The sequence below is a fragment of the Pseudomonas sp. PA27(2017) genome, assembly GCF_001945445.1.
In the GTDB taxonomy this organism is placed as follows: Bacteria; Pseudomonadota; Gammaproteobacteria; order Pseudomonadales; family Pseudomonadaceae; genus Aquipseudomonas.
The window spans coordinates 162,814-185,921 of the sequence record NZ_MSXW01000012.1; the positions used below are offsets into that span (position 1 = coordinate 162,814).

19 protein-coding genes are annotated in these 23,108 nt (G+C 64.0%); 6 read left to right on the plus strand and 13 right to left on the minus strand.

Annotation, left to right across the window (positions count from 1 at the left end):
* Window positions 1-50: 50 nt before the first annotated feature.
* The 8 genes from purU to BVH06_RS06090 all read right to left on the minus strand — a co-directional run bounded on the left by purU (window position 51) and on the right by BVH06_RS06090 (window position 9,132).
* Complete coding sequence (gene purU / locus BVH06_RS06055) at window positions 51-908, minus strand: formyltetrahydrofolate deformylase (RefSeq protein ID WP_075929729.1); 858 nt, start codon at window positions 906-908, stop codon at window positions 51-53.
* Window positions 909-1,171: 263 nt separating this feature from the next.
* Entirely contained in the window at window positions 1,172-1,801 is a 630-nt protein-coding gene (locus BVH06_RS06060) for a sarcosine oxidase subunit gamma (protein ID WP_075929730.1), read from the minus strand.
* Window positions 1,794-4,811 carry a sarcosine oxidase subunit alpha gene (locus tag BVH06_RS06065; RefSeq protein WP_075933526.1) on the minus strand — a complete coding sequence of 1,006 codons (3,018 nt, stop codon included), beginning with the start codon at window positions 4,809-4,811 and terminating at the stop codon, window positions 1,794-1,796. Before BVH06_RS06065 ends, BVH06_RS06060 begins: the two co-directional genes overlap by 8 nt.
* Complete coding sequence (locus BVH06_RS06070) at window positions 4,808-5,134, minus strand: sarcosine oxidase subunit delta (protein WP_075933527.1); 327 nt, start codon at window positions 5,132-5,134, stop codon at window positions 4,808-4,810. The genes BVH06_RS06065 and BVH06_RS06070 overlap by 4 nt, the downstream gene beginning before the upstream one ends.
* Window positions 5,135-5,189: 55 nt before the next feature.
* On the minus strand, window positions 5,190-6,440 hold the full coding sequence (locus BVH06_RS06075; protein WP_075933528.1) for a sarcosine oxidase subunit beta family protein: 1,251 nt from the start codon (window positions 6,438-6,440) through the stop codon (window positions 5,190-5,192).
* A 129-nt stretch (window positions 6,441-6,569) separates the two neighbouring features.
* Complete coding sequence (gene glyA, locus BVH06_RS06080; protein ID WP_075929733.1) at window positions 6,570-7,823, minus strand: serine hydroxymethyltransferase; 1,254 nt, start codon at window positions 7,821-7,823, stop codon at window positions 6,570-6,572.
* 174 nt (window positions 7,824-7,997) lie between these two features.
* On the minus strand, window positions 7,998-8,732 hold the full coding sequence (locus BVH06_RS06085) for a TraX family protein (protein WP_075933529.1): 735 nt from the start codon (window positions 8,730-8,732) through the stop codon (window positions 7,998-8,000).
* 100 nt (window positions 8,733-8,832) lie between these two features.
* Window positions 8,833-9,132 carry a hypothetical protein gene (locus tag BVH06_RS06090; protein WP_075929735.1) on the minus strand — a complete coding sequence of 100 codons (300 nt, stop codon included), beginning with the start codon at window positions 9,130-9,132 and terminating at the stop codon, window positions 8,833-8,835.
* Between the two features lie 211 nt (window positions 9,133-9,343).
* Between BVH06_RS06090 and BVH06_RS06095 the strand changes: the two genes are divergently transcribed.
* Window positions 9,344-10,384, plus strand: a complete 1,041-nt coding sequence (locus BVH06_RS06095; RefSeq protein WP_075933530.1) for a low specificity L-threonine aldolase — start codon at window positions 9,344-9,346, stop codon at window positions 10,382-10,384.
* Window positions 10,385-11,515: 1,131 nt separating this feature from the next.
* Here the strand turns inward: BVH06_RS06095 and gbcB are convergent.
* The gene (gene gbcB / locus BVH06_RS06100; RefSeq protein ID WP_075929737.1) at window positions 11,516-12,616 is read right to left on the minus strand and encodes a glycine-betaine demethylase subunit GbcB; all 1,101 of its coding nucleotides are present in this window, start codon (window positions 12,614-12,616) and stop codon (window positions 11,516-11,518) included.
* 354 nt (window positions 12,617-12,970) lie between these two features.
* Here gbcB and gbcA point away from each other — a divergent pair, with 354 nt between their 5' ends.
* Window positions 12,971-14,263, plus strand: coding sequence for a glycine-betaine demethylase subunit GbcA (gene gbcA / locus BVH06_RS06105; RefSeq protein WP_075933531.1), 1,293 nt, complete (start codon window positions 12,971-12,973; stop codon window positions 14,261-14,263).
* A gap of 65 nt (window positions 14,264-14,328) precedes the next feature.
* On the opposite strand, the gene BVH06_RS06110 is transcribed toward gbcA, so the two are convergent.
* The 4 genes from BVH06_RS06110 to choX all read right to left on the minus strand — a co-directional run bounded on the left by BVH06_RS06110 (window position 14,329) and on the right by choX (window position 17,669).
* Window positions 14,329-14,793, minus strand: coding sequence for a thioesterase family protein (locus tag BVH06_RS06110; RefSeq protein ID WP_075933532.1), 465 nt, complete (start codon window positions 14,791-14,793; stop codon window positions 14,329-14,331).
* Between the two features lie 2 nt (window positions 14,794-14,795).
* Window positions 14,796-15,761: an L-carnitine dehydrogenase gene (locus BVH06_RS06115; RefSeq protein WP_075933533.1), complete on the minus strand. Its 966-nt coding sequence runs from the start codon at window positions 15,759-15,761 to the stop codon at window positions 14,796-14,798.
* 20 nt (window positions 15,762-15,781) lie between these two features.
* Window positions 15,782-16,666, minus strand: coding sequence for a 3-keto-5-aminohexanoate cleavage protein (locus BVH06_RS06120; protein ID WP_075933534.1), 885 nt, complete (start codon window positions 16,664-16,666; stop codon window positions 15,782-15,784).
* A gap of 67 nt (window positions 16,667-16,733) precedes the next feature.
* The gene (choX, locus tag BVH06_RS06125; RefSeq protein WP_075933535.1) at window positions 16,734-17,669 is read right to left on the minus strand and encodes a choline ABC transporter substrate-binding protein; all 936 of its coding nucleotides are present in this window, start codon (window positions 17,667-17,669) and stop codon (window positions 16,734-16,736) included.
* A gap of 190 nt (window positions 17,670-17,859) precedes the next feature.
* Here choX and BVH06_RS06130 point away from each other — a divergent pair, with 190 nt between their 5' ends.
* The 4 genes from BVH06_RS06130 to dgcA all read left to right on the plus strand — a co-directional run bounded on the left by BVH06_RS06130 (window position 17,860) and on the right by dgcA (window position 23,025).
* Window positions 17,860-18,822, plus strand: coding sequence for a GlxA family transcriptional regulator (locus BVH06_RS06130; protein ID WP_075929745.1), 963 nt, complete (start codon window positions 17,860-17,862; stop codon window positions 18,820-18,822).
* Window positions 18,823-19,180: 358 nt separating this feature from the next.
* Entirely contained in the window at window positions 19,181-20,158 is a 978-nt protein-coding gene (locus tag BVH06_RS06135) for a dipeptidase (RefSeq protein WP_075933536.1), read from the plus strand.
* Window positions 20,159-20,349: 191 nt separating this feature from the next.
* On the plus strand, window positions 20,350-20,880 hold the full coding sequence (locus tag BVH06_RS06140; protein ID WP_075933537.1) for a DUF5943 domain-containing protein: 531 nt from the start codon (window positions 20,350-20,352) through the stop codon (window positions 20,878-20,880).
* An 84-nt stretch (window positions 20,881-20,964) separates the two neighbouring features.
* Entirely contained in the window at window positions 20,965-23,025 is a 2,061-nt protein-coding gene (dgcA, locus tag BVH06_RS06145; RefSeq protein WP_075933538.1) for a dimethylglycine demethylation protein DgcA, read from the plus strand.
* The last annotated feature ends 83 nt before the right edge of the window (window positions 23,026-23,108 follow it).

The following is a 23,108-nucleotide window of genomic DNA, read 5'->3' on the forward strand; positions in this document are numbered from 1 at the left end:
CGCGGATGCAAAACCGACAGCCGCCGTTCTCTGCGCGGCACCGCCTCAGGTTAGAGGACTACGGTCCGATTGGCGTTGAGAAACACCCGGCGCTCGAGGAAGTAACCGACCGCGCGGGCCAGGGTCAGGCATTCGATATCGCGGCCTTTTGCCACCAGATCCTCGGGGTAATGCGCATGATCGACGCTTTCCACTCCCTGGGTGATGATCGGCCCTTCATCCAGGTCGTTGTTGATGAAGTGCGCTGTGGCACCGACCAGTTTCACGCCCTTCTGGTACGCCTGGTGATACGGCTTGGCGCCCTTGAAGCCGGGTAACAGCGAGTGATGGATGTTGATCGCCCGGCCGTCGAGCTTGCGGCACAGGTCGGCGGACAGCACCTGCATGTAGCGGGCAAGCACCACCAGCTCGGCGCCGGTGTCCTCGACCACCTGCATCACCCGGCGCTCCTGGGCGGGCTTGTCGTTGGGGTCGAGCGGAAAGTGGTGGTACGGGATGCCGTGCCAGTCGGCGAGCGGCTTGAGATCGGGATGGTTGGAGACGATGGCGGTGATGTCCATCGGCAACTGGCCGGTACGTTGGCGGTAGAGCAGGTCGTTGAGGCAGTGATCGGCCTTGGACACCATGATCACCACCTTGGCGCGGTAGCCCGGCGGCGTCAGCTCGGTGCGCATGTCGAACGGCGCAGTGCGCTCGTTGAGGCCGGCGAGGAAGGTCGCCTCGTCGAAATCGGCCTGGGTGCGGAATTCGACGCGGATGAAGAAGCGACTGGCCAGGCGATCATCGAAGCTGTGGTGCTCGGTGACGTAGCAGCCCTGCTCGAACAGGTAGCGGGTCACCACATCCACGGTGCCCAGCACGCTGGGGCAGTGGGCGGTGAGAATCCAGGTGTCGGGGGTACGGCTCATGAAAGCGATTCCTTATGGTGATCGCTCCCATGCGCTGACCGGCAGTGCACGATCTGGAGCGTCGTTGGCTGCACCTGTGCGCAGCCTTTGGGAGTGGTGAAGCTAAAGCAGGAGCGACGGTCTGTACTCGGTAATGTGGGAGCGGGCATGCCCCCACAGTCACGTAGGGTGGATGACGCTTCACCTACGCGGCCCGACCCATCCACCGTTGCGATCCCAAGGTGGACGAAAAAAGCGTCGTCCACCCTACGGTTCCAATGTCCTCAAGCCTCCACGGCCAACCCGTACTCGGCGCTGGCATCCTGCAGCCACAGCCAGAAGTAGTCGGAGAAACTGCGGCGGATCAGCAGCTCCCAGGTGTCTTCGCCGGTGTGGCGAATCACCAGTTGGGATTTGGCGAACACCGTGCCCACGGCCTTGCCCACCGGGAAGTTGTTCGGGTGCACGTCGTAGCTGCTGGACTTCATCAGCAGTTCGCGCACCTTCGGCCCGGACAGCTCCAGCAGGGTTTGCCCACCGCTGACGTTGACCACCGAGATGTGCTGGCCGTCGAGAGCCTCGCGCAGCTTGCGCTCGACCTCGAGCTCGCTGCCGCCAGGCACGATCAGCAGCCATTCATCCGGGCCCAGCCACTGCAGCGAGGTGTCGCCGCTGGCTACCAGCATCAGGGCGCCTGGTAGCTCCAGGCCCAGGGCCTTGTGCACGCCGCCGGCGAAGTTGGCGTCGTCGGCATCGCCACGCAGCACCAGGTGGCCCAGCAGTTTCTTCTCGCGCAGCGTCACCCCAGCGCCGGTGCGGCCCTTGCCGGCCAGCTCGTGCAAGCCGGCGTGGTGCAGCGGCGATTGCCCGGCGATGTCGGCGGGGCGTTGCTCGTAAACATTGACGTTAGACATTCTGGCGGTCCCCTTTCGGGTCATAGAACACGGGGCTGACGATTTCGGCTTCGATCACGCTGCCATCGACCAGCGGTGCGAACACGCGCTCGCCGATGCGCTTGAGGCCGCCCCTGACCAGGGCCATGGCGAAGGAATGGCCCATCGCGGCGCTCATGTAGCTGGACGTGACGTGACCGACCATGGTCATCGGAATCGACTGCTTGGGATCGAACACCAGCTGGGCGCCTTCCGGCAGCACCTTGTTCGGATCCACCGGCTTGAGGCCGATCAGCTGCTTGCGGTTTTCCTTCAGGCAGTCCTCGCGGTTCATGCCGCGCCAGCCGATCCAGGAGAACGGCTTGGTGCGACCGACGCACCAGCCCATGCCCAGGTCGTCCGGGGTGACCGAACCGTCGGTGTCCTGGCCGACGATGATGAAGCCCTTCTCGGCGCGCAACACGTGCATGGTCTCGGTGCCGTAAGGCGTCAGGCCGTGCTTCTTGCCGGCCTCGGCGATCTGCTCGAGAACGCCCAGAGCGTAATCGGCCTGCACGTTGACTTCGTAGCTCAGCTCACCGGTGAAGGAGATGCGGAACACGCGAGCCGGTACGCCAGCGACCTTGCCTTCCTTCCAGGTCATGAACGGGAAGGCGTCCTTGTCCAGATCGATATCGGTGACTTCGGCCAAGAGCTTGCGGCTGTTGGGGCCGGACAGGGTCAGGGTCGCCCAGTGGTCGGTGACCGAGGTGAAGTACACCTTCAGCTCCGGCCATTCGGTCTGATGATAGATTTCCAGCCACTCCATCACGCGGGCAGCGCCGCCGGTGGTGGTGGTCATGACGAAATGGTTGTCGGCCAGACAGGCGGTGACGCCGTCGTCGAATACCATGCCGTCTTCCTTGCACATCAGGCCGTAGCGGGCCTTGCCCACGTCCAGCTTGGTCCAGGCGTTGGTGTACACGCGGTTGAGGAATTCGCGGGCATCCGGGCCCTGGATGTCGATCTTGCCCAGGGTCGAGGCATCGAGAATGCCCACAGCATTGCGCACGGCCAGGCATTCACGGGCTACGGCGGCATGCATGTCTTCACCGTTCTTCGGGAAGTACCAGGGGCGTTTCCACTGGCCGACGTCCTCGAACTCGGCGCCCTGCTGCAGGTGCCATTTCTGCAGAGCGGTATAACGTTTGGGCTCGAACAGCTCGCCGCAATGACGGCCGGCGATGGCGCCGAAGGTCACCGGGGTGTAATTCGGGCGGAACATGGTGGTGCCCATTTCACCGATGCCGATGCCCAGCGAACGGGCGGCGATGGCCAGGCCGTTGATGTTGCCCAGCTTGCCCTGGTCGGTGCCGAAACCCAGCGCGGTGTAGCGTTTGACGTGCTCGACCGACTCGAAGCCCTCGCGGGTGGCCAGCTCGATGCCGGCGGCGGTGACGTCGTTCTGCTGGTCGACGAACTGCTTCGGCGCCCGCGCGGTGTTCTTGTCGTGCGGCACCTGGAACAGCGCGATGGTGGCTTCCTCGATACGCTTCTCGGCCTTTGGCAGGGTACCGGTAACGGGCTGGAAGCCCACTTCCGCGGCGGCCTTGGCACCGGCTTCGAAACCGTCGGCCAGGCTGTCGCCCATGCCGAACACGCCATTCACGGCACCGGCGCAATGACGCTTCTGGAAGCCCTCACCCGGTACGAAGGCCAGGATGTCTTCACGCCAGACCGGACGGCCGCCCAGGTGCGACGCCAGGTGCACGACTGGGCTGTAGCCGCCGGAGCTGGCGATCAGGTCGCAATCGAGGGTCTCGCCGGGGCTGGTGACCTTGTGCCTGGCGGCGTCGATGGCGCAGATGCGCGCACCAGTGACGCGCTTGCTGCCGCGCGCTTCGACCACGGCGCTGCCGGTGAGTACCCGCACGCCACGCCGGCGCGCTTCCTCGACCCAGCTGCCGCGCGGGTTGCTGCGCGCGTCCGCCACGGCCACCACCTGGCGACCGGCATCGAGCCAGTCGAGCACCACGCGGTAGGCGTAATCGTTGTTGGTCGACAGCACCAGTTTCTGGCCGGGCGCCACGCCGTAGCGGCGCACGTAGGTCGACACGGCGTCGGCCAGCATGTTGCCGGGCACGTCGTTGTTGCCATACACCAACGGGCGCTCGTGGGCGCCGGTGGCCAGCACCACGCGACCGGCACGCACCCGGTGCAGGCGCTGACGCGGCTGGCCCATGGGGGCGACTTCGCCGAGGTGGTCGGTGAGGCGCTGGTGAATGGTCAGGAAGTTGTGGTCGTGGTAACCGTTGACCGTGGCGCGTGGCAGCAGGGTCACTTCCGGCATGGCCCGCAGTTCGGCGATGGCCTTGGCGGCCCACTCGGCGGCGGGCTTGTCGTCGAGCATCTCGCGGGTGGAGAGCAGGCTGCCGCCGAACTCCTCCTGCTCGTCGGCCAGGATCACCCGCGCACCGCTACGGCCGGCAGCCAGGGCCGCGGCCAGGCCGGCGGGGCCGGAACCGACCACCAGCACGTCGCAGTGCTGGTTCATGTAGTCGTAGATGTCGGGGTCGTTTTCTTTCGGCGAACGACCGAGACCGGCGGCCTTGCGAATGTACTTCTCGTAGGTCAGCCACAGGTTCTGCGGGTACATGAAGGTCTTGTAGTAGAAACCGGGCGGCATCATGCCACCGCCGACCTTGCCGAGGATGCCCATCAGGTCAGTATTGACGCTCGGCCAGCCGTTGGTGCTGGTGGCGCTCAGGTTGGCGTACAGCGCCTGCTGGGTGGCACGCACGTTGGGGATCTGCGCCGCCTCGGTGGAGCCGATCTGCAGCACGGCATTGGGCTCTTCGGCACCGGCAGCGACGATGCCGCGCGGGCGCGAGTACTTGAAGCTGCGGCCGACGACGTCGACGCCGTTGGCAAGCAGCGCAGCGGCCAGGGTGTCGCCGGCGTAACCCTGGTAGGTCTGGCCGTTGAAGTTGAAGGTCAGCGGCTGGCTGCGGTCGATGCGGCCACCCTGGGAAAGACGATTGACCTGGCTCATGCCGTTACTCCTTGGTCAGCGGCCTTTTTCGCGGCGATGCCAGCCTCAGTCACGCTGGGGCGCTCGCCGATCTTGTAGGTCTCGAGAATCTCGTAGCTCACCGTGTGACGGGTGACGTTGAAGTACTGCCGGCAGCCCGCCGCGTGAATCCACAGCTCGTGGTGGATGCCACGCGGGTTGTCGCGGAAGAACAGGTACTCGCCCCACTCCGCGTCGGTGCAGGCGTTTGGGTCCAGTGGACGGGCGATGTGCGCCTGGCCACCAGCGTGGAATTCTTCTTCGGAACGCAGTTCGCCACAGTGAGGGCAGAAGATGTGCAACATGCTCGGTACCTCCAGAAAACCATCGTCCCCCTCTCGCCGAGAGAGGGCGCCAAAATCAGTGGGCTACGCCGGCTGCGCCGTGCTCGTCGATCAGCGCCCCATTGTGGAAGCGCTCGATGGAGAAGGCCTTGGCCAGAGGATGCATCTCGCCCTTGGCCAGGCTGGCCGCGAACACGTTGCCCGAGCCCGGTGTGGCCTTGAAGCCACCAGTGCCCCAGCCGCAGTTGAAGTAGAGGTTCTTCACCGGCGTCTTGGCGATGATCGGGCAGGCGTCCGGCGTGGTGTCGACGATGCCGCCCCACTGACGGTTCATGCGCACGCGCGAGAGCACCGGGAACATCTCGACGATGGCCTGCAGGGTGTGCTCGATGGTTGGGTAGGAGCCGCGCTGGCCGTAGCCGTTGTAGCCGTCGATGCCGGCGCCGATGACCAGGTCGCCCTTGTCGGACTGGCTGATGTAGCCGTGCACGGCGTTGGACATGATCACCGTGTCGATGATCGGCTTGATCGGCTCGGAAACCAGCGCCTGCAGCGGGTGCGACTCCAGCGGCAGGCGGAAGCCGGCGAGCTTGGCCAGGTGCCCGGAGTTACCGGCGGCGACCACGCCGACGCGCTTGGCGCCGATGAAGCCCTTGCTGGTTTCCACACCGATCACCGCGCCGTCCTGCTTGCGAAAGCCGATCACTTCGGTCTGCTGGATCAGGTCGACGCCCAGGGCGTCGGCAGCGCGGGCGAAGCCCCAGGCCACGGCGTCGTGACGGGCCACGCCACCGCGGCGCTGCAGCGAGGCACCGAGGACCGGGTAACGGGTGTTCTTCGAGCAATCGAGGTAGGGAATCATCTCCGCCACCTGCTTGGCATCGACCACTTCGCCATCGATACCGTTGAGGCGGTTGGCGCTGACGCGGCGCTCGATGTCACGCATGTCCTGCAGGGTGTGGCCGAGGTTGAACACGCCGCGCTGGGAGAACATGACGTTGTAGTTGAGATCCTGGGACAGGCCCTCCCACAGCTTCATCGCGTGCTCGTATAGGTGCGCCGACTCGTCCCACAGGTAGTTGGAACGCACGATGGTGGTGTTGCGCGCCGTGTTTCCACCGCCCAGCCAGCCCTTCTCGACCACGGCGATGTTCTTCACGCCGAATTCCTTGGCTAGGTAATAGGCGGTGGCCAGGCCGTGACCGCCACCGCCGACGATGACCACGTCGTAAACCGGCTTAGGGGTCGGGTTGCGCCACATGCGCTGCCAGTTTTCATGGTGGCTGAACGAGTGCTTGAACAGGCCGAAGCCGGAATAGCGCTGCATAAGGGACTCCTGAATTCTGCTTGCTGTAGGAGCACACCCGGACCGCAGGACGTATGAAACCCATCGATCGACGATGGGTTCCGGCGTCCTAGGGCATCAAAGCGGCAGCTCCGACGTGAAGACGATGCGTTAGCGATAGACCGGGTAATCGGCGCACAGACCGGCCGCCAGGCCAGCCACCTGGGCCTCGACATCGGCGTCGCCGAGGTGCTCGAGGATGTCGGCGATCCAGCCCGCCAGCTCACGGCACTGAGCTTCCTTGAAGCCGCGGGTGGTGACCGCCGGCGTACCAATGCGCAGGCCCGAGGTCACGAACGGCGACTGCGGGTCGTTGGGCACGGCGTTCTTGTTGACCGTGATGCCGGCGCGACCCAGGGCGGCGTCGGCGTCCTTGCCGGTGATGCCCTGCTTGATCAGCGAGAGCAGGAACAGGTGGTTGTCGGTGCCACCGGAGACCACGTCGAAACCGCGCTCGATGAACACCGCAGCCATGGCCTGGGCATTCTTGATCACCTGGGCCTGGTAGTCCTTGAAGCCGGGCTCCAGCGCTTCCTTGAAGCACACGGCCTTGGCGGCGATCACGTGCATCAGCGGGCCGCCCTGGGCGCCGGGGAACACCGCGGCGTTGAGCTTCTTCTCGATCTCTTCGTTGGCCTTGGCGAGGATCAGCCCACCACGCGGGCCACGCAGGGTCTTGTGGGTGGTGGTGGTGACCACGTCAGCCAGCGGCACCGGGTTGGGGTACAGGCCGGCGGCGACTAGCCCGGCCACGTGCGCCATGTCCACGAAGAGCAAGGCACCGACCTTGTCGGCGATGGCGCGAAAGCGCGGGAAATCCAGGGTCTTGGAATAGGCCGAAAAGCCGGCGACGATCATCTTCGGCTTGTGCAAGGCGGCCAGGCGCTCGACTTCGTCGTAGTCGATCAGACCGGTGTCGGTGTCGATGCCGTACTGCACGGCGTTGTACAGCTTGCCAGAGGACGACACCTTGGCGCCGTGGGTCAGGTGGCCGCCATGGGCCAGGCTCATGCCCAGGATGGTGTCGCCGGGCTGCAGCAGCGCCAGGTAGACGGCCGAGTTGGCGGAGGAACCGGAGTGCGGCTGCACGTTGGCGAAGTCGGCACCGAACAGCTGCTTGGCGCGCTCGATGGCCAGCGCCTCGACCTTGTCCACATGCTCGCAACCGCCGTAGTAGCGCTTGCCCGGGTAGCCTTCGGCGTACTTGTTGGTCAGGCCGCTGCCCTGGGCTTCCATCACGCGCTTGCTGGTGTAGTTCTCCGAGGCAATCAGCTCGATGTGATGTTCCTGACGACGCTCCTCGGCCTGCATGGCACTGAGCAGGGCGTCATCGTAGCCTTGAATCTGATCTTGCTTGCTGAACATCACGTTTCTCCCCGGGGCGCCTCGCAGCGCCGCATCTGGCTCGGTTGCTCGATATGAGTCTTGTTGCAGCGATGGTATGACTCGCCCTCGAGAACCAGATGCCTATGTACGCCACGGGAGATTGCGTTTGCGACATGCCCAGGCGTCGCATTTGTGCATGCCCGAACAAGCCGTTTAGAGACTGCGCAGCGCCACCAAGACGAGAAAATGCGCCGGATAGAAGAGGTAAGCCCAGCGCCTGACCGGCGGCACCGAGAATGGCGGCTGGCGGCGCAATAGCAGCAGGCCCAGCAATGGCGCAAACAGGCACATGGCAAGCACGCTCCATGCGAAGGGATCACCACGGGCCGCATCGGCATAGAAAGGCGCCCAGTAATTGGCCGCCAGGCAGCCGAGCATAGGCAACAGCCACACGCCACGGGGCCCGCGCAGGGCCAGCAGGAAAGCCGCTGGCAACAACGCACCAAAGACGCCGAACATCAGCCATTCGTGAGCCAATACAGCGGTCGCCAATGCCCCGGCGCCCAGCCAGCGCGCCTGGATGTCGGCCCGCTGCACGGCATTGGCAATCAGCAGCCCGAGCACCAGGGTCGGCATCACGTTGAGCGATTCGGCGGTCGGCACCAGCAGCCGGTACGGCCATTCGGAGATCAGCGAGAACAGCAACAGCCAACCTAGGTAACGGGCGGTCACACCACCAGCGTTGCCCACCGTGGGCCGTGCGACGTTGGCGGCGATGGCCAAGCAGAACAATGGAAAGGCCAGGCGGCCAGGCACATAGAGGAAATACAGCTCGGGCCAGGCATGGCGCAGGTGATCGATCAGCATGGTCAGCAGCGCCAGCCATTTGATCAGATCGAGGGCCGCGTCGCGGCTAGGGGAAGGATGGTGTGGGAAAGAAGAAGGCATGCACGCCCATCACGCTGACGGATAAAGCATCAAGGTAGAGGTTGCCAGCGCCATGGCGCAAACGAAAAGGGCGGCGTAGAACGTACGCCGCCCTCAAGGCTTATTGCAGCTTTTCGTTGCAGCTGCTCGAGGCCGTGACCAGACGCTTCTGCAGCGCCGCATCCGGCGGAACTTGCTTGCTCATCTCGGCCATTTCCGCCTCGCTGAACTCTTGGCTGACCTTGGTCGCTGCGCAATCACAGAAGGCTGTCAGCTTTTCCTGCGAGTGGCCGGACTGAGCGCCCTTCACGCACTCCTGAACGAAGGTCGACTTGGCCTCCGGCGACCAGGGCTCGGCGGCCACGGCTGGTAGGGCGAAGGCAAGCGGTGCGAACAGTGCGATCAGATGACGGTAGCTCATGGTGGGCTCCTGTAGCTTGGGATCGGCGAGTCCTTGAGTGAACTCTCTGTTTTGTGAGCCCATCGGCGCCCGTGAGTTCACAATTAATGGCACGCCTGAGCATGGCTGGCCAACGGAACAATATGTCGCGCCAGCGAGTTCTATGCACCGGCGCGGCGGGATACAGTACCGGCATACGCCCGCACGGGGCGACGCAGACAAGGACTCCTCAATGCCCGACAACGCCCAGCAATTCGCCAGCGACAACTATTCCGGCATTTGCCCCGAAGCCTGGCAGGCCATGGCCGAGGCCAACCAGGGCCATCAGCGCGCCTACGGTGACGACGACTGGACGGCCCGCGCCGCCGACCACTTTCGCAGCCTGTTCGAAACCGACTGCGACGTGTTCTTCGCCTTCAACGGCACCGCTGCCAATTCCCTGGCCCTCGCCTCCCTGTGCCAGAGCTACCACAGCGTGATCTGCTCGGAGACCGCCCACGTCGAAACCGACGAGTGCGGCGCGCCGGAGTTCTTTTCCAACGGCTCCAAACTGCTCACCGCGCGCAGCGAGCAGGGCAAGCTTACGCCGGCCTCGATCCGCGAGATCGCCGTCAAACGCAAGGACATCCACTTCCCCAAACCGCGGGTGGTCACCCTGACCCAAGCCACCGAAGTCGGCACCGTCTACCGCCCCGAGGAAATCCAGGCGATCAGCCAGACCTGTGACGAACTGGGCCTGAACCTGCACATGGACGGCGCGCGCTTCTCCAATGCCTGCGCGTTTCTCGGCTGTACGCCGGCCGAATTGACCTGGAAGGCCGGCGTCGACGTACTGTGCTTCGGCGGCACCAAGAACGGCATGGCGGTCGGCGAAGCGATCCTGTTCTTCAACCGGGGCCTGGCCGAGGACTTCGACTACCGCTGCAAGCAGGCCGGCCAGCTGGCCTCGAAGATGCGCTACCTGTCGGCGCCCTGGGTGGGCATCCTGCAGGACGATGCCTGGCTGCGCTACGCCAACCACGCCAATCACTGCGCCCAGCTGCTCGCCAAGCTGGTGGAAGACGTACCCGGCGTCAGCCTGATGTTCCCGGTCGAAGCCAATGGCGTATTCCTGCAGATGTCCGAACCGGCCATCGCCGCCCTCACCGCGCGCGGCTGGCGCTTCTACACCTTCATCGGTGCCGGCGGCGCGCGCTTCATGTGCTCCTGGGATACCGAGGAAGCACGAGTGCGCCAGCTGGCTGCAGATATCCGCGAAGTCATGGCCGCCTGAGCAAAGCTTTGGGCCGGCATCGCGCCGGCCCTCATCCACAGCCTCCGCAACGCCCCGCCGCATCACTTCCTAACTGTGGATAACCCGTTCTACCCAGCACAAAAACCGCTGCTAAATCCCGCATGGGCAAGACATGGCCACGCGCTATGCTTCGCACACCAGTGAGCACTGCTCGACTACATCCCCAGATTCCGTGGAAAGCGCTGTGCATAAACTGTCGCTAGATGGCTACGGCCCAGCATTCACGAGGGCTTCCGGCCATCGTACAAAAAACGTTCTATTTCAATAGGTTGTGAATCAGGTTACGCACAATCGTTGTGCAGGAGCGCTTTCACAAGCTGTGCATATGTGGCCTCAGGCCTTGCTACTAAAGGCCTGTAGAAAGCTGATCACATTTTGACCAGTGCCTTTAGGTGCCAAGTAATCCACAGCACCAGCCAAGTGCGTTTATCTCTTGTGGACATCCATCCCCAGCAACCGGGGACGATAATGGGGATAAGCTGTCGGAAAAGTTATGAAATCCTTGCTATCAAAGGGCTACAGCAAATCGAACAAAAAATAATCGGCAACTTCGCCTTGGCAACTTATCTACACACAGAAACTGTGCGCGCTTCTGTGCATAAGTTGTAGTGAATGGGCTGGAGGCCTCAAACCGTGCGGCATTGAGAGAGATGAACGTTTTTTGATCAAGCGTCTGCGCCCAGTATTTTTGAGGCAGCAGCGCCATGAATCCTGCAGCAGGGTGAATAACCCGCCGCCCATTTTCCCCAGACTCCGTGGATCAAGCTGTGAACAAGCTGTCGCCACCAGGCTGAAAGCCTCGTGAACAGGGGCCTCCAGCCAGAAGATCAAAAAACATACAGGCGATCAAGCCGACGCTCAGGCAGCGCGCCGTGCAGGGCTGCATAACGCTGTGAATAGCGCTGTGGATAAGCTGTTCAAGCCTGCGCTCTTGAGCGGATAGCTCGCCGTCTATCCGTTCAAGAGCCGCTGATATAAAGGGTTAGCGAAAGATGTCGCCCGCCTTTCACACAATTACTGTGCGCCGGGCTGTGGACAAACTGTTGGATAGCTGCCACAGCGCCCGTAATCCGGGCGACGCAGCGGCGTGATCATATTTTGATCAGCAGGTCAGTAATCGATGCTAACGTCGTTACGCGGCACGCTGCAGCAGGACAGGATGTAACCCTCGGCCACGTCCTCGTCGGTGATCCCGCCGTTGTGCTCCATGTCCACGTCGCCCGCCGTTTTAAGCACTTTGCAGGTACCACAGATGCCCATACCGCAGGCCTTGGGGATATGCAGGCCGAGCTTGGCAGCCGCCGCGTGCACGGTTTCGCCGGGGCCGACCTGGATGCTCTTGCCGGTGCTGGTGAAGGCCACCTGGTTGCGTTCTGCGGCCGGAACCTCCGGAGCATCAGCGGCCAGCTCGGCCAGTTCCTTGACCTCCTGGCGCACTTCGGCCGGCACCGGGCCGAAGGCTTCCTCATGATAGCGGCTCATGTCGAAGCCCTTGGCCTCGAGCAGACGCTTGACCGCGCTCATGTAGGGCGTCGGGCCGCAGCAGAAGATTTCCCGCTCCAGATAATCCGGGGCCATCAGCTCCAGCATCGGCTGGTTGAGGTAGCCCCGGTAACCCGACCAGGACTCGCCAAGGCCGTGTTTCTCGCAGATCACGTGCAGGTTGAAGTTGGCGATCCGCGCGGCCATGTGTTCCAGCTCGCGCTGATAGATGATGTCCTTGGGCGAGCGGGCACTGTGCACGAACACCATGTCGACGTTGGCGTTGGTGTCGTAGAACCAGCGCGCCATCGACATCACCGGGGTAATGCCCACCCCGCCGCTGAGGAACAGTACCTTGTCGGCCGGAAAGTCGATGGCATTGAACAGCCCGACCGGGCCGTGCACCGCCAGCTCCTGGCCCTCGGACAGGTTGTCGTGCAACCAGTTGGAAACCTTGCCGCCCGGCACCCGCTTGATGGTGATGGAGAAGCTGTAAGGCACCGACGGCGAGCTGGAGATGGTGTACGAGCGCATCACCGGCTGGCCATCGATCTCCAGCTCCAGGGTGACGAACTGCCCCGGCTTGAAGAAGAACAGCACGGGTTGGTCGGCCATGAAACAGAAGGTGCGGACGTCCCATGTTTCCTGGATGACCTTGACGCAGCGCACCAGGTGGCGGCCGTTGCTCCAGGTCTGGGTAGTGACGGGATAGAGGAAGTCGTTCGACATGTCGGTTCTCTCGCGCACGCAGGCCGCTCACCGGCCCATTCTTTGCCGCGATTGTGCGCAACGCATCTGGGCCTCATTTACCTGCCAGCGACATCGGCATGCTAACGGCGACCTGCCCCGTAGACACTGGCGTACCCAGTCGGGAAATGATTCGGCCATGTCGCCCATGGATAAGGTTCGCGCCGCGCCGGGCTCCACACTCGCCCCCAAGCCGAACAGGATAAGAGCGTCCGCCGCAGCCCCTGAGCAATGCGCCACTCGGCAGGCGATCCGGGCCAGGCGACGCCACCTTGCGTCAACCGCAACAGCCTATTTCATAGCGGCCGCAGCGCGTCCGCCACGAGGAGTTTCCCGATGACCGTCACCTCTAATCTGAGCCTTGGCGACCCGCTGGAACCGGCCCGCGCCGCAGCAGCCGAAATGCTGCAGAACCGCGAGCGCACCTTTTCCCTGCCGCAGCCGTTCTACAACGACGAGCGGGTGTTCCAGCTCGACATGCAGGAGATTTTCCACAAGGAATGGCTGATCGCCGGCATGACCTGCGAGATTCCAGCCAAGGGCAACTACCTGACCCTGCAGATCGGCAACAACCCGATCATCGTCATCCGCGGCGCCGAGGGCGTCGTGCATGCCTTCCACAACGTCTGCCGCCACCGCGGCTCGCGCCTGTGCACCAGCGACAAGGGCAAGGTCGCCAAGCTGGTCTGCCCGTACCACCAGTGGACCTACGAAGTGGATGGCCGCCTGCTGTTCGCCGGCACCGAAATGGGCGCCGACTTCAACCTGGCCGACTACAACCTCAAGCCGGTCAACTGCAAGACCGCCGGCGGTTACATCTTCATCTCCCTGGCCGAGAACCCACCGGCCATCGACGAGTTCCTCGCCACCCTGGCGCACTACATGGAACCGTACGACATGGAGAACGCCAAGGTGGCGGTGCAGACCACCCTGATGGAAAAGGCCAACTGGAAGCTGGTGCTGGAAAACAACCGCGAGTGCTACCACTGCAACGGTTCGCACCCGGAACTGCTCAACACCCTACTGGAATGGGACGACACCAACGATCCCCGCGCGACCCAGTCGTTCAAGGACCACGTGGCCGAATCCGCCGCCAAGTGGGAAGCCGAGAAGATTCCGTATCTGCACGCCGGCTTCGGCCTGCGTAACCGTATCGTGCGCATGCCGCTGCTCAAGGGCACCGTGTCCATGACCATGGACGGCAAGCAGGGCTGCAAGAAACTGATGGGCCGCATCCAGAACCCGGACCTGGGCTCGATGCGCATCCTGCACCTGCCGCACTCCTGGAACCACGCCATGGGCGACCACCTGATCGTGTTCACCGTGTGGCCGATCAGTGCCCAGGAAACCATGGTCACCACCAAATGGCTGGTGCGCAAGGACGCCGTGGAAGGCGAGGATTACGACATCGCCCGCCTGCGCGAAGTCTGGGACGCCACCAACGACCAGGACCGTCGCCTGGCCGAGGAAAACCAGCGCGGCATCAACTCCACCGCCTACCAGCCCGGCCCGTACTCGAAAACCTACGAGTTCGGCGTGGTCAACTTCATCGACTGGTACAGCGAGCGCATGCTCAGCAACCTGGGCGCCGCGCCGGCGCCGTATCTGCGGGATGTGAAGACGCAGTAAGCGGCTGAGAACAAAAAGCCCCGCCAGCTAAACCTGGCGGGGCTTTTTTGCGTCACGAGGAAGGCTCAGGGCAAGCCGATCACCCGTCCGGCATAAACAGAACGCGGCGCTCCATGCTGCGCCTCGACCAGCTCAGCAATTCGCTCAGCCACCTCACCATCGAACGGCGCCGAACGACCATTGGCCGTGTCGATATTCATCAGCATCTGTTCGCTTTCCGCCACGATCTGCCCGTCGTCGCAGCGCTCGAGCAGGTGATGGACATGCAGGCGCTTGCGGTCATGACCGAGCAGTTGGGTGCGCACCTGAACCTCGACGCCAAGCTTCACCTCGGCCAGAAAGTTGAGGTGGCACTCCAGCGTATAGAGCGTGTGCCCAGTACGCGCCCTGCCCGCTTCGTCGAGGCCGATGAGATCCATCAGCCCGTCGGTGGCAAAACTGCAGATCAGCAGGTAATAGGCGTCGCGCAGGTGGCCGTTGTAGTCGACCCAGTCGGCCTGCACCGCGGTTGTGTAGGTAACCGGCAGCATGCTCAGTCCTCGAAGGCGAAGCCGTGGCGGGCCTTGGTTTCGCGGATCGCGCCAAGCACGGCCAGCAGGCAATCGTCACGGTAGCGCTCCAGCTCGGCGAGGCTGCGCTGGCCCTGCTGGACCGATGTGCCGGCGACCACGTCGTCGATCAGCTGGTCGGTCAGCTCGGGCGCCTGCAGGTAGGTCCAGGGCAGCTTCAGCGCCGGGCCGAACTGGGCCATGAAGTGGCGCATGCCGGCGTCGCCGCCCGCCAGGGTGTAGGTCAGGAAGGTGCCCATGAACGACCAGCGCAGCCCGGCGCCGAAGCGGATCGCGTCGTCGATCTCGCCGGTGGTCGCCACGCCGTCGTTGACCAGGTGCAGCGCCTCGCGCCACAGCGCTTCGAGCAGGCGATCGGCGATAAAGCCCGGCACCTCCTTGCGCACGTGCAGCGGGCGCATGCCCAGCGCGCTGTAGACGACGATGGCCGCTTCTACCGCCTCGGGCGCAGTACGCTCACCGCCAACCACTTCGACCAGCGGCAACAGGTACACCGGGTTGAACGGGTGACCGACCACGCAGCGCTCCGGGTGCTGCGCCTCGGCATAGAACTCGCTGGGCAGCAGGCCCGACGTGCTGGAGCCGATGATCACATCGGCCCGCGCCGCGGCGCTGATGCGCGCGTGCATCGCGAGCTTGAGGTCGAGCCGCTCGGGCGCGCTCTCCTGGATGAAATCGGCATCACGCACGCAAGCATCCAGCTCGCTGAAAAAGCGCAAGCGCTGCACCGACGCCCCCGGCGCCAGGCCCTGCTTTTCCAGCGCCGGCCAGGCATTGGCGATACGCGTGCGCAGGGCCGCTTCGGCACCGGGCGCCGGGTCCCAGGCGTGCACGTCCAGGCCATGGGCCAGGGCGCGGGCGATCCAGCCGGCGCCGATCACGCCAGTGCCCAAGGCGGCGAAAATCTTGATATCGGTAACGTAGGACATGTCAGGCTCCCGTTCGCAGGCTAGCGGCCTTGCAGATTCATCTTCGCCCGGCCCTCGGCTGGGCTGAGCACACGGCCACCGAGGCGCTCGATGATTTCCACCGCCCGCTCCACCAGCGAGCCATTGCTGGCCGGCACGCCCTTGTCCAGCCAGATGTTGTCTTCCAGCCCCACGCGCACGTTGCCGCCCAGCAGCATGGCCTGGGCGAGCATCGGCATCTGCATGCGACCGATACCGAAGCCGGCCCAGGTCAGGCCCGGCGGCAGGTTGTCGACCATCGCCTTCATGGTCGCGGTATCGGCCGGCGCGCCCCAGGGGATGCCCAGGCACAGCTGGATCAGCGGATCCTCCAGCAGGCCCTCCTTGAGCATCTGTTTGGCGAACCACAGGTGGCCGGTGTCAAAGATTTCCAGCTCGGCTTTCACGCCCAGTTCGGTGATGCGCTTGGCGCCCGCGCGCAGCTGCGCCGGGGTGGAAACGTAGATGAAATCGCCATCACCGAAATTCAGCGTGCCGCAATCCAGGGTGCAGATTTCCGGTCGCAGCTCCTCGATATGGGCCAGGCGGGTCAGCGGCCCGACCAGATCGGTACCGGCACCGAACGCCAGCGGCTGCTCGCCCTTACCGATCTCCAGGTCGCCGCCCATTCCGGCAGTGAGGTTGATGATCACGTCGGTATCGCTCTCGCGAATGCGCTCGACCACCTCGCGATACAACGCCACATCGCGGCTCGGCTTGCCGGTGTGCGGGTCACGCACGTGGCAATGAGCAACGGTGGCACCGGCCTTGGCGGCCTCGATGGCGGCCTCGGCGATCTGCCTCGGTGTAACGGGAATGGCCGGGTGGCGGCCAATGGTGTCGCCGGCGCCGGTGACCGCGCAGGTGATGATGACTTCGTGGTTCACGGTCGTGCTCCTTTATCGAGGACGAACGCCGCCCCCGCGCAGTGCGCGGTGACAGCAAGGGCTTGGGTTATTGGCTGAGTTTCAGGGCCTGGGCGGCCGGCTTGCCGTCGCGGCTGGTCACGCCTTCGAGCCACCCGGCAACCACCTCGGGGTTGGCCGCGATCCACTCGCGCGCCACCTTGTCGGGCGCCTGGCGATCCATGATCGGTTGCATCAGTTCGGCCTCCTGCTCGCTGGTGAAGCGCAGGCTGGTGAGCAGGCGATTGGCGTTGGCGCAGCGCTGTGCGTAGTCCGGCGAAGTCACGGTGGACACAGTCGCGGCGCCGTCGTTGGGGCCGAACACGTCCTCGGTACCGGACAGGTAGGTGATCGGCATCTGCAGGTTCATCGGGTGCGGCTTCCAGCCGAAGAACACCACCGGCTTCTCGTTGCGTACCGCTCGGCCAACGGCAGCGAGCATGCCAGCCTCGCTGGATTCGACCAGCTTGAACTCGCCAAGACCGAACTGATCGCTGTCGATCATCTTCTGGATCGCGGTGTTGGCGCCCGACCCGGCCTCGATGCCGTAGATCTTGCCGTCGAGCTGATCCTTGAAGCGGGCGATGTCGGCAAGGGTCTTGATGCCCTGCTCGGCCGCATAGGTCGGCACGGCGAGTACCGCCACGGCATCGTCCAGCGACGGCTTGTCGGCCACCTTCACGGCACCAGCATCGAGGAAGGGCTTGATGTTGTCGTCCATGATCGGCTTCCAGTAGCCGAGAAAGGCATCGACCTGGCCCTTCTGGATGCCGGCGAAGATGATCTGCTGCGAGGCCTGGGTCTGGGTGGTTTCATAGCCCAGGCCTTGCAGCAACTGGTTGGCCACGGCGGTGGTGGCGACCACATCGGTCCAGCCGACGGCGCCGAGGCGGACGGTCTTGCAACTGGCCTCTTCGGCGGCCAGCAGGGGCGCACTGAACAGGGTGACGGCGCAGCAGGCTGCGAACGCGGTGAGCGTTTTCATGAGCGGGGCTCCTCAACGGTTTAGTCTGGTTTTTAGTACCGTGTGACCGGAACAGCGGGATTCCGATGGCGCCACCTTACGCAGTTACTCGGTTGGCAATTCGCACCATATCGACATAAAACCAGAACATAACGACTTGAAGATCGGGTCACGCTGCCGTTAGATGGAGCTCTACGCAGCGAGTACTCCAATGCCTGATCGCTTCTGCTTTCTACTGTTGCCCGGCTTTTCGATGATGGGCCTGATGTCGGCCATCGAGCCGCTACGGGTCGCCAACCGTTTTCACGCGCCCCATTACCACTGGCGGCTACTCAGCGCCGACGGACAGGCCGTGCCGGCCAGCAATGGCATGTCGCTCAATGTCGATGGTGCTCTGGATGACGACCTGACCGACACCAGCCTCTTCGTGGTAGCCGGCTTCGAGCCACTGGCGGGTTTCGGGCCGCAGCTGGCCGCCCGCTTGCGGCGTGCCGAACGCGAATGCCGGGTGCTCGGCGCCATCGATACCGGCAGCTTTGTGCTCGCCGAGGCCGGGCTGCTGGATGCCCGGCAGCGATTTACCCTGCACTGGGAAGCGCTGGATGCCTTTCGTGAACGTTATCCACAGCTGCAACCGACCCAGGAGCTGTTCGAGATCGATGGCCGGCGCATCACCAGTGCCGGGGGCACCAGCAGCCTGGACCTGATGCTCGGGCTGATCGGCCGTGACCATGGCGAGCCGCTCTCGATCCGCGTGTCCGAGCAATTCGTGCTGGGCCGCATCCGCACCCGGCTGGATCACCAACGCATGCAGGTCAGCAGCCGCTACGGCATCCACGACAAGAAGCTGGCATTAGTGATCGCCGAAATGGAGCGCTGCACCGAGGAGCCGCGCAGCCCGCAACAACTGGCCGACTCCGTAGGCATCACCACCCGCCAGCTGGAGCGGCTGTTCCGCACGCACCTGGCCACCACGCCAGTCACCTTCTACCTCGCCCTGCGCCTGGACAAGGGCCGCCAACTGCTGCGTCAGAGCGACCTCAGCGTGCTGGAAGTGGCCCTGGCCTGCGGCTTCGACTCGGCCTCCTACTTCGCCCGCCGCTACCGCGCGCGGTTTGCAGTCAGCCCGCGGCAGGATCGGCACGAAACAGCCCCACCCACTCTACGACCGTGAAAAGTCGCAAGCATCCTACGGGCTGCAAAGTGGCGCAAGCGGCCGTTATTCGATCCACTGTAGGAGCCGCGACCTCGCGGCGATTCGCTCAGGCACCGCCGAAATAGGCAGTCAGGCTGCAATCGTTTCGCCCCGAGGTCGGGGCTCCCACAGGTTGGTTTGAGTGGCTGCTCATGCCTTGTAGCTGCATACCGTGGAACAGGCCTGCCCAAAGAGGCTTATCCACCGGCGACTCCGGCTTGACGCTTTCGGCAATCCCCCCGTCGTTTTTGCATCGGGTCGCCCTGGCGTCGAGGCATATGCTGCCCACAAAGCGCCAGCAGCGAATCTGGTGCATTCATTCAAGGGGAGCCGCCTGATGAGCCCATCCGAACTGCACGCCGACAGCATCGTCATCGACGGTCTGATCATCGCCAAGTGGAACCGTGAACTCTTCGAAGACATGCGCAAGGGCGGCCTGACCGCGGCCAACTGCACCGTGTCGGTATGGGAAGGCTTCCAGGCCACCGTCAACAGCATCGCCGCCAGCAGCAAGCTGATCCGCGAGAACGGCGACCTGGTGATGCCGGTGCGCACCACCGCCGATATCCGCAAGGCCAAGGAGCTGGGCAAGACCGGCATCATCTACGGTTTCCAGAATGCCCATGCATTCGAAGACCAGCTCGGCTACGTCGAGGTGTTCAAGCAGCTCGGCGTGGGCATCGTGCAGATGTGCTACAACACCCAGAACCTGGTGGGCACCGGCTGTTACGAGCGTGACGGCGGGCTGTCCGGCTTCGGTCGCGAGATCGTCGCCGAGATGAACCGGGTGGGCATCATGTGCGACCTGTCCCACGTCGGCTCGAAGACCTCCGAGGAAGTCATCCTCGAATCGAAAAAGCCGGTCACCTATTCGCATTGCCTGCCTTCGGGCCTGAAAGAGCACCCGCGCAACAAGTCCGATGAGGAACTGAAGTTCATCGCCGACCACGGCGGCTTCGTTGGCGTGACCATGTTCGCGCCGTTCCTGGCCAAGGGCATCGACTCGACCATCGACGACTACGCCGAAGCCATCGAGTACGTGATGAACATCGTCGGTGAAGACGCCATCGGCATCGGCACCGACTTCACCCAGGGTCACGGCCAGGACTTCTTCGAGTACCTGACCCACGACAAGGGCTATGCCCGTCGCCTGACCAACTTCGGCAAGATCATCAATCCGCTGGGTATCCGTACCGTCGGCGAATTCCCCAACCTCACCGAAACCCTGCTCAAACGCGGCCACTCCGAAAGCGTGGTGCGCAAGATCATGGGTGAGAACTGGGTAAGGGTACTCGCCGACGTCTGGGGCGAATGATGAATACCTGCGCAGCCTACTGCGCCCACCGATAGCGGCGTCGCGTCCTCGCGACAAGCTCGCCGTACAGTCGTACTGCTCGCGCTTGTCGCTGCGGGTCTCCTTGCTCTCGGCGTGCTCGCTACGGCTCCACAGGCATTCATCCGCACCGTTCAAACATGCAAGACAACGAATTCTGGAGTTAACAACACATGGCCACCCACGCCCCCGAAATGCCCATTCAGGTCGACGACGAAACCGGCGTATGGACCACCGATGCCCTGCCGATGCTGTACGTGCCGCGGCATTTCTTCGTCAACAACCACCGCGGCATCGAGGAAGTGCTCGGCGCCGACAAGTATGCCGAGATTCTCTACAAGGCCGGCTACAAGTCCGCCTGGCACTGGTGCGAGAAGGAAGCCGAGTGCCATGGCCTGCAGGGCGATGCGGTGTTCGAGCACTACATGAAGCGCCTGTCGCAGCGCGGCTGGGGCCTGTTCGAGATCCAGAAACTGGACATCGACGCCGGCTACGCTGAAGTGAAGCTCAAGCACTCGGCCTTCGTGTACGTGTACGGCAAGGTCGGCCGCAAGGTGGACTACATGTTCACCGGCTGGTTCTCCGGCGCCATCGACCAGATCCTGTCCGCCAAGGGCAGCAGCCTGCGCACCGTCACCGTGCAGGAATATGGCGGCTCGGAAGAAGGCCACGACGATGGCCTGTTCGTCACCCGCCCGCTCTGAATAACAACAGGCGCGCCACTCGCTAGGCGCTCCACCCCGCATTGACCGTGAACGCAGTGCAGCCGTCGAATCGAGGAGAAGGTCATGGCCTTCGAAGCAATGTTCCAGCCGATCCAGATCGGCAAACTGACCATCCGTAACCGCGTACTCAGCACGGCTCACGCCGAGGTGTACGCCACCGACGGCGGCATGACCACCGAGCGTTACGTCAAATACTACGAAGAGAAGGCCAAGGGCGGCATCGGCCTGGCGATCTGCGGCGGCTCCTCGGTCGTGGCCATCGACAGCCCGCAGCAGTGGTGGAGTTCGGTGAACCTGGCCACCGACCGCATCATCCCGCACTTCCAGAATCTCGCCGACGCCATGCACAAGCACGGCGCCAAGATCATGATCCAGATTACCCACATGGGCCGCCGCTCGCGCTGGGACGGCTTCCACTGGCCGACCCTGATGTCGCCGTCCGGCATCCGTGAACCGGTACACCGCGCCACTTGCAAGACCATCGAGGTCGAGGAAATCTGGCGCATCATCGGCAACTACGCCCAGGCTGCGCGCCGCGCCAAGGAAGGCGGCCTGGACGGCGTCGAGCTGTCCGCCGTGCACCAGCACCTGATCGACCAGTTCTGGTCGCCACGCGTGAACAAGCGTACCGACGAATGGGGTGGCACCTTCGAAGGCCGCATGAAGTTCGGCATGGAAGTGCTCAAGGCGGTGCGCGCCGAAGTCGGCGACGATTTCTGCGTGGGCATGCGCATCACCGGTGACGAATTCCACCCCGACGGCCTGTCCCACGAGGACATGAAGCAGATCGCCGCCTACTACGACGCCACCGGCATGCTCGACTTCATCGGCGTGGTCGGCTCGGGCTGCGACACCCACAACACCCTGGCCAACGTCATTCCCAACATGAGCTTCCCGCCGGAGCCGTTCCTGCACCTGGCGGCCGGCATCAAGGAAGTGGTCAAGGTCCCGGTGCTGCACGCGCAGAACATCAAGGACCCGAACCAGGCCACGCGCATCCTCGAAGGCGGCTACGTCGACATGGTCGGCATGACCCGCGCGCACATGGCCGACCCGCATCTGATCGCCAAGATCAAGATGGGCCAGATCGACCAGATCAAGCAATGCGTAGGCGCCAACTACTGCATCGACCGCCAGTACCAGGGCCTGGACGTGCTGTGCATCCAGAACGCCGCGACCAGCCGCGAATACATGGGCGTGCCGCACATCATCGAGAAGACCACCGGCGCCAAGCGCAAGGTGGTGATCGTCGGCGGCGGCCCGGCTGGTATGGAAGCCGCCCGCGTGGCTGCCGAGCGTGGCCACGACGTGACTCTGTTCGAGAAGCAGGACAGCCTCGGCGGGCAGATCAGCATCGCCGCCCGCGCCCCGCAACGCGACCAGATCGCCGGCATCACCCGCTGGTATCAGCTGGAAATCGCCCGCCTCGGCGTCGACCTGCGCCTGGGTACGGCGGCCGATGAAGCGACCATCCTCGACCTGCGCCCGGACATCGTGGTGCTGGCCAACGGCGGCCACGCCTTCCTCGAACAGAACGAACACTGGGGCGCGGCCGAAGGCCTGGTGGTCAGCGCCTGGGACATCCTCAGCGGCAAGGTCGAACCCGGCAAGAACGTGCTGGTGTACGACACCATCTGCGAATTCACCGGCATGTCGGCGGCCGACTACCTGGCCGAGAAAGGCAGCCAGGTGGAGATCGTCACCGACGACATCAAGCCCGGTGTGGCCATGGGCGGCACCACCTTCCCGACCTACTACCGCAGCATGTACCCCAAGGAAGTGGTCATGACCGGCGACATGATGCTGGAAAAGGTCTACGCCGAGGGCGACAAGAAAGTCGCGGTGCTGGAGAACGAATACACCGGCGCCCGGGAAGAGCGGGTGGTCGACCAGATCGTCATCGAGAACGGCGTGCGCCCGGACGAGGGCCTGTACTACGGGCTCAAGGACGGCTCGCGCAACAAGGGCCAGATCGACGTCGAGGCGCTGTTTGCGATCAAGCCGCAGCCGTGCCTGTCCGAGGCGGGCGACGGCTACCTGCTGTTCCGTATCGGCGACTGCGTGGCCCAACGCAACGTGCACGCGGCGATCTACGACGCCCTGCGCCTGTGCAAAGACTTCTGATCTAAACGACGCCCTTGTGGGAGCGGGCGGGGACGCCTAGTCCATGCCCGCGATTGATTTGCGCCAAGGCTGCGCCCGGTTGC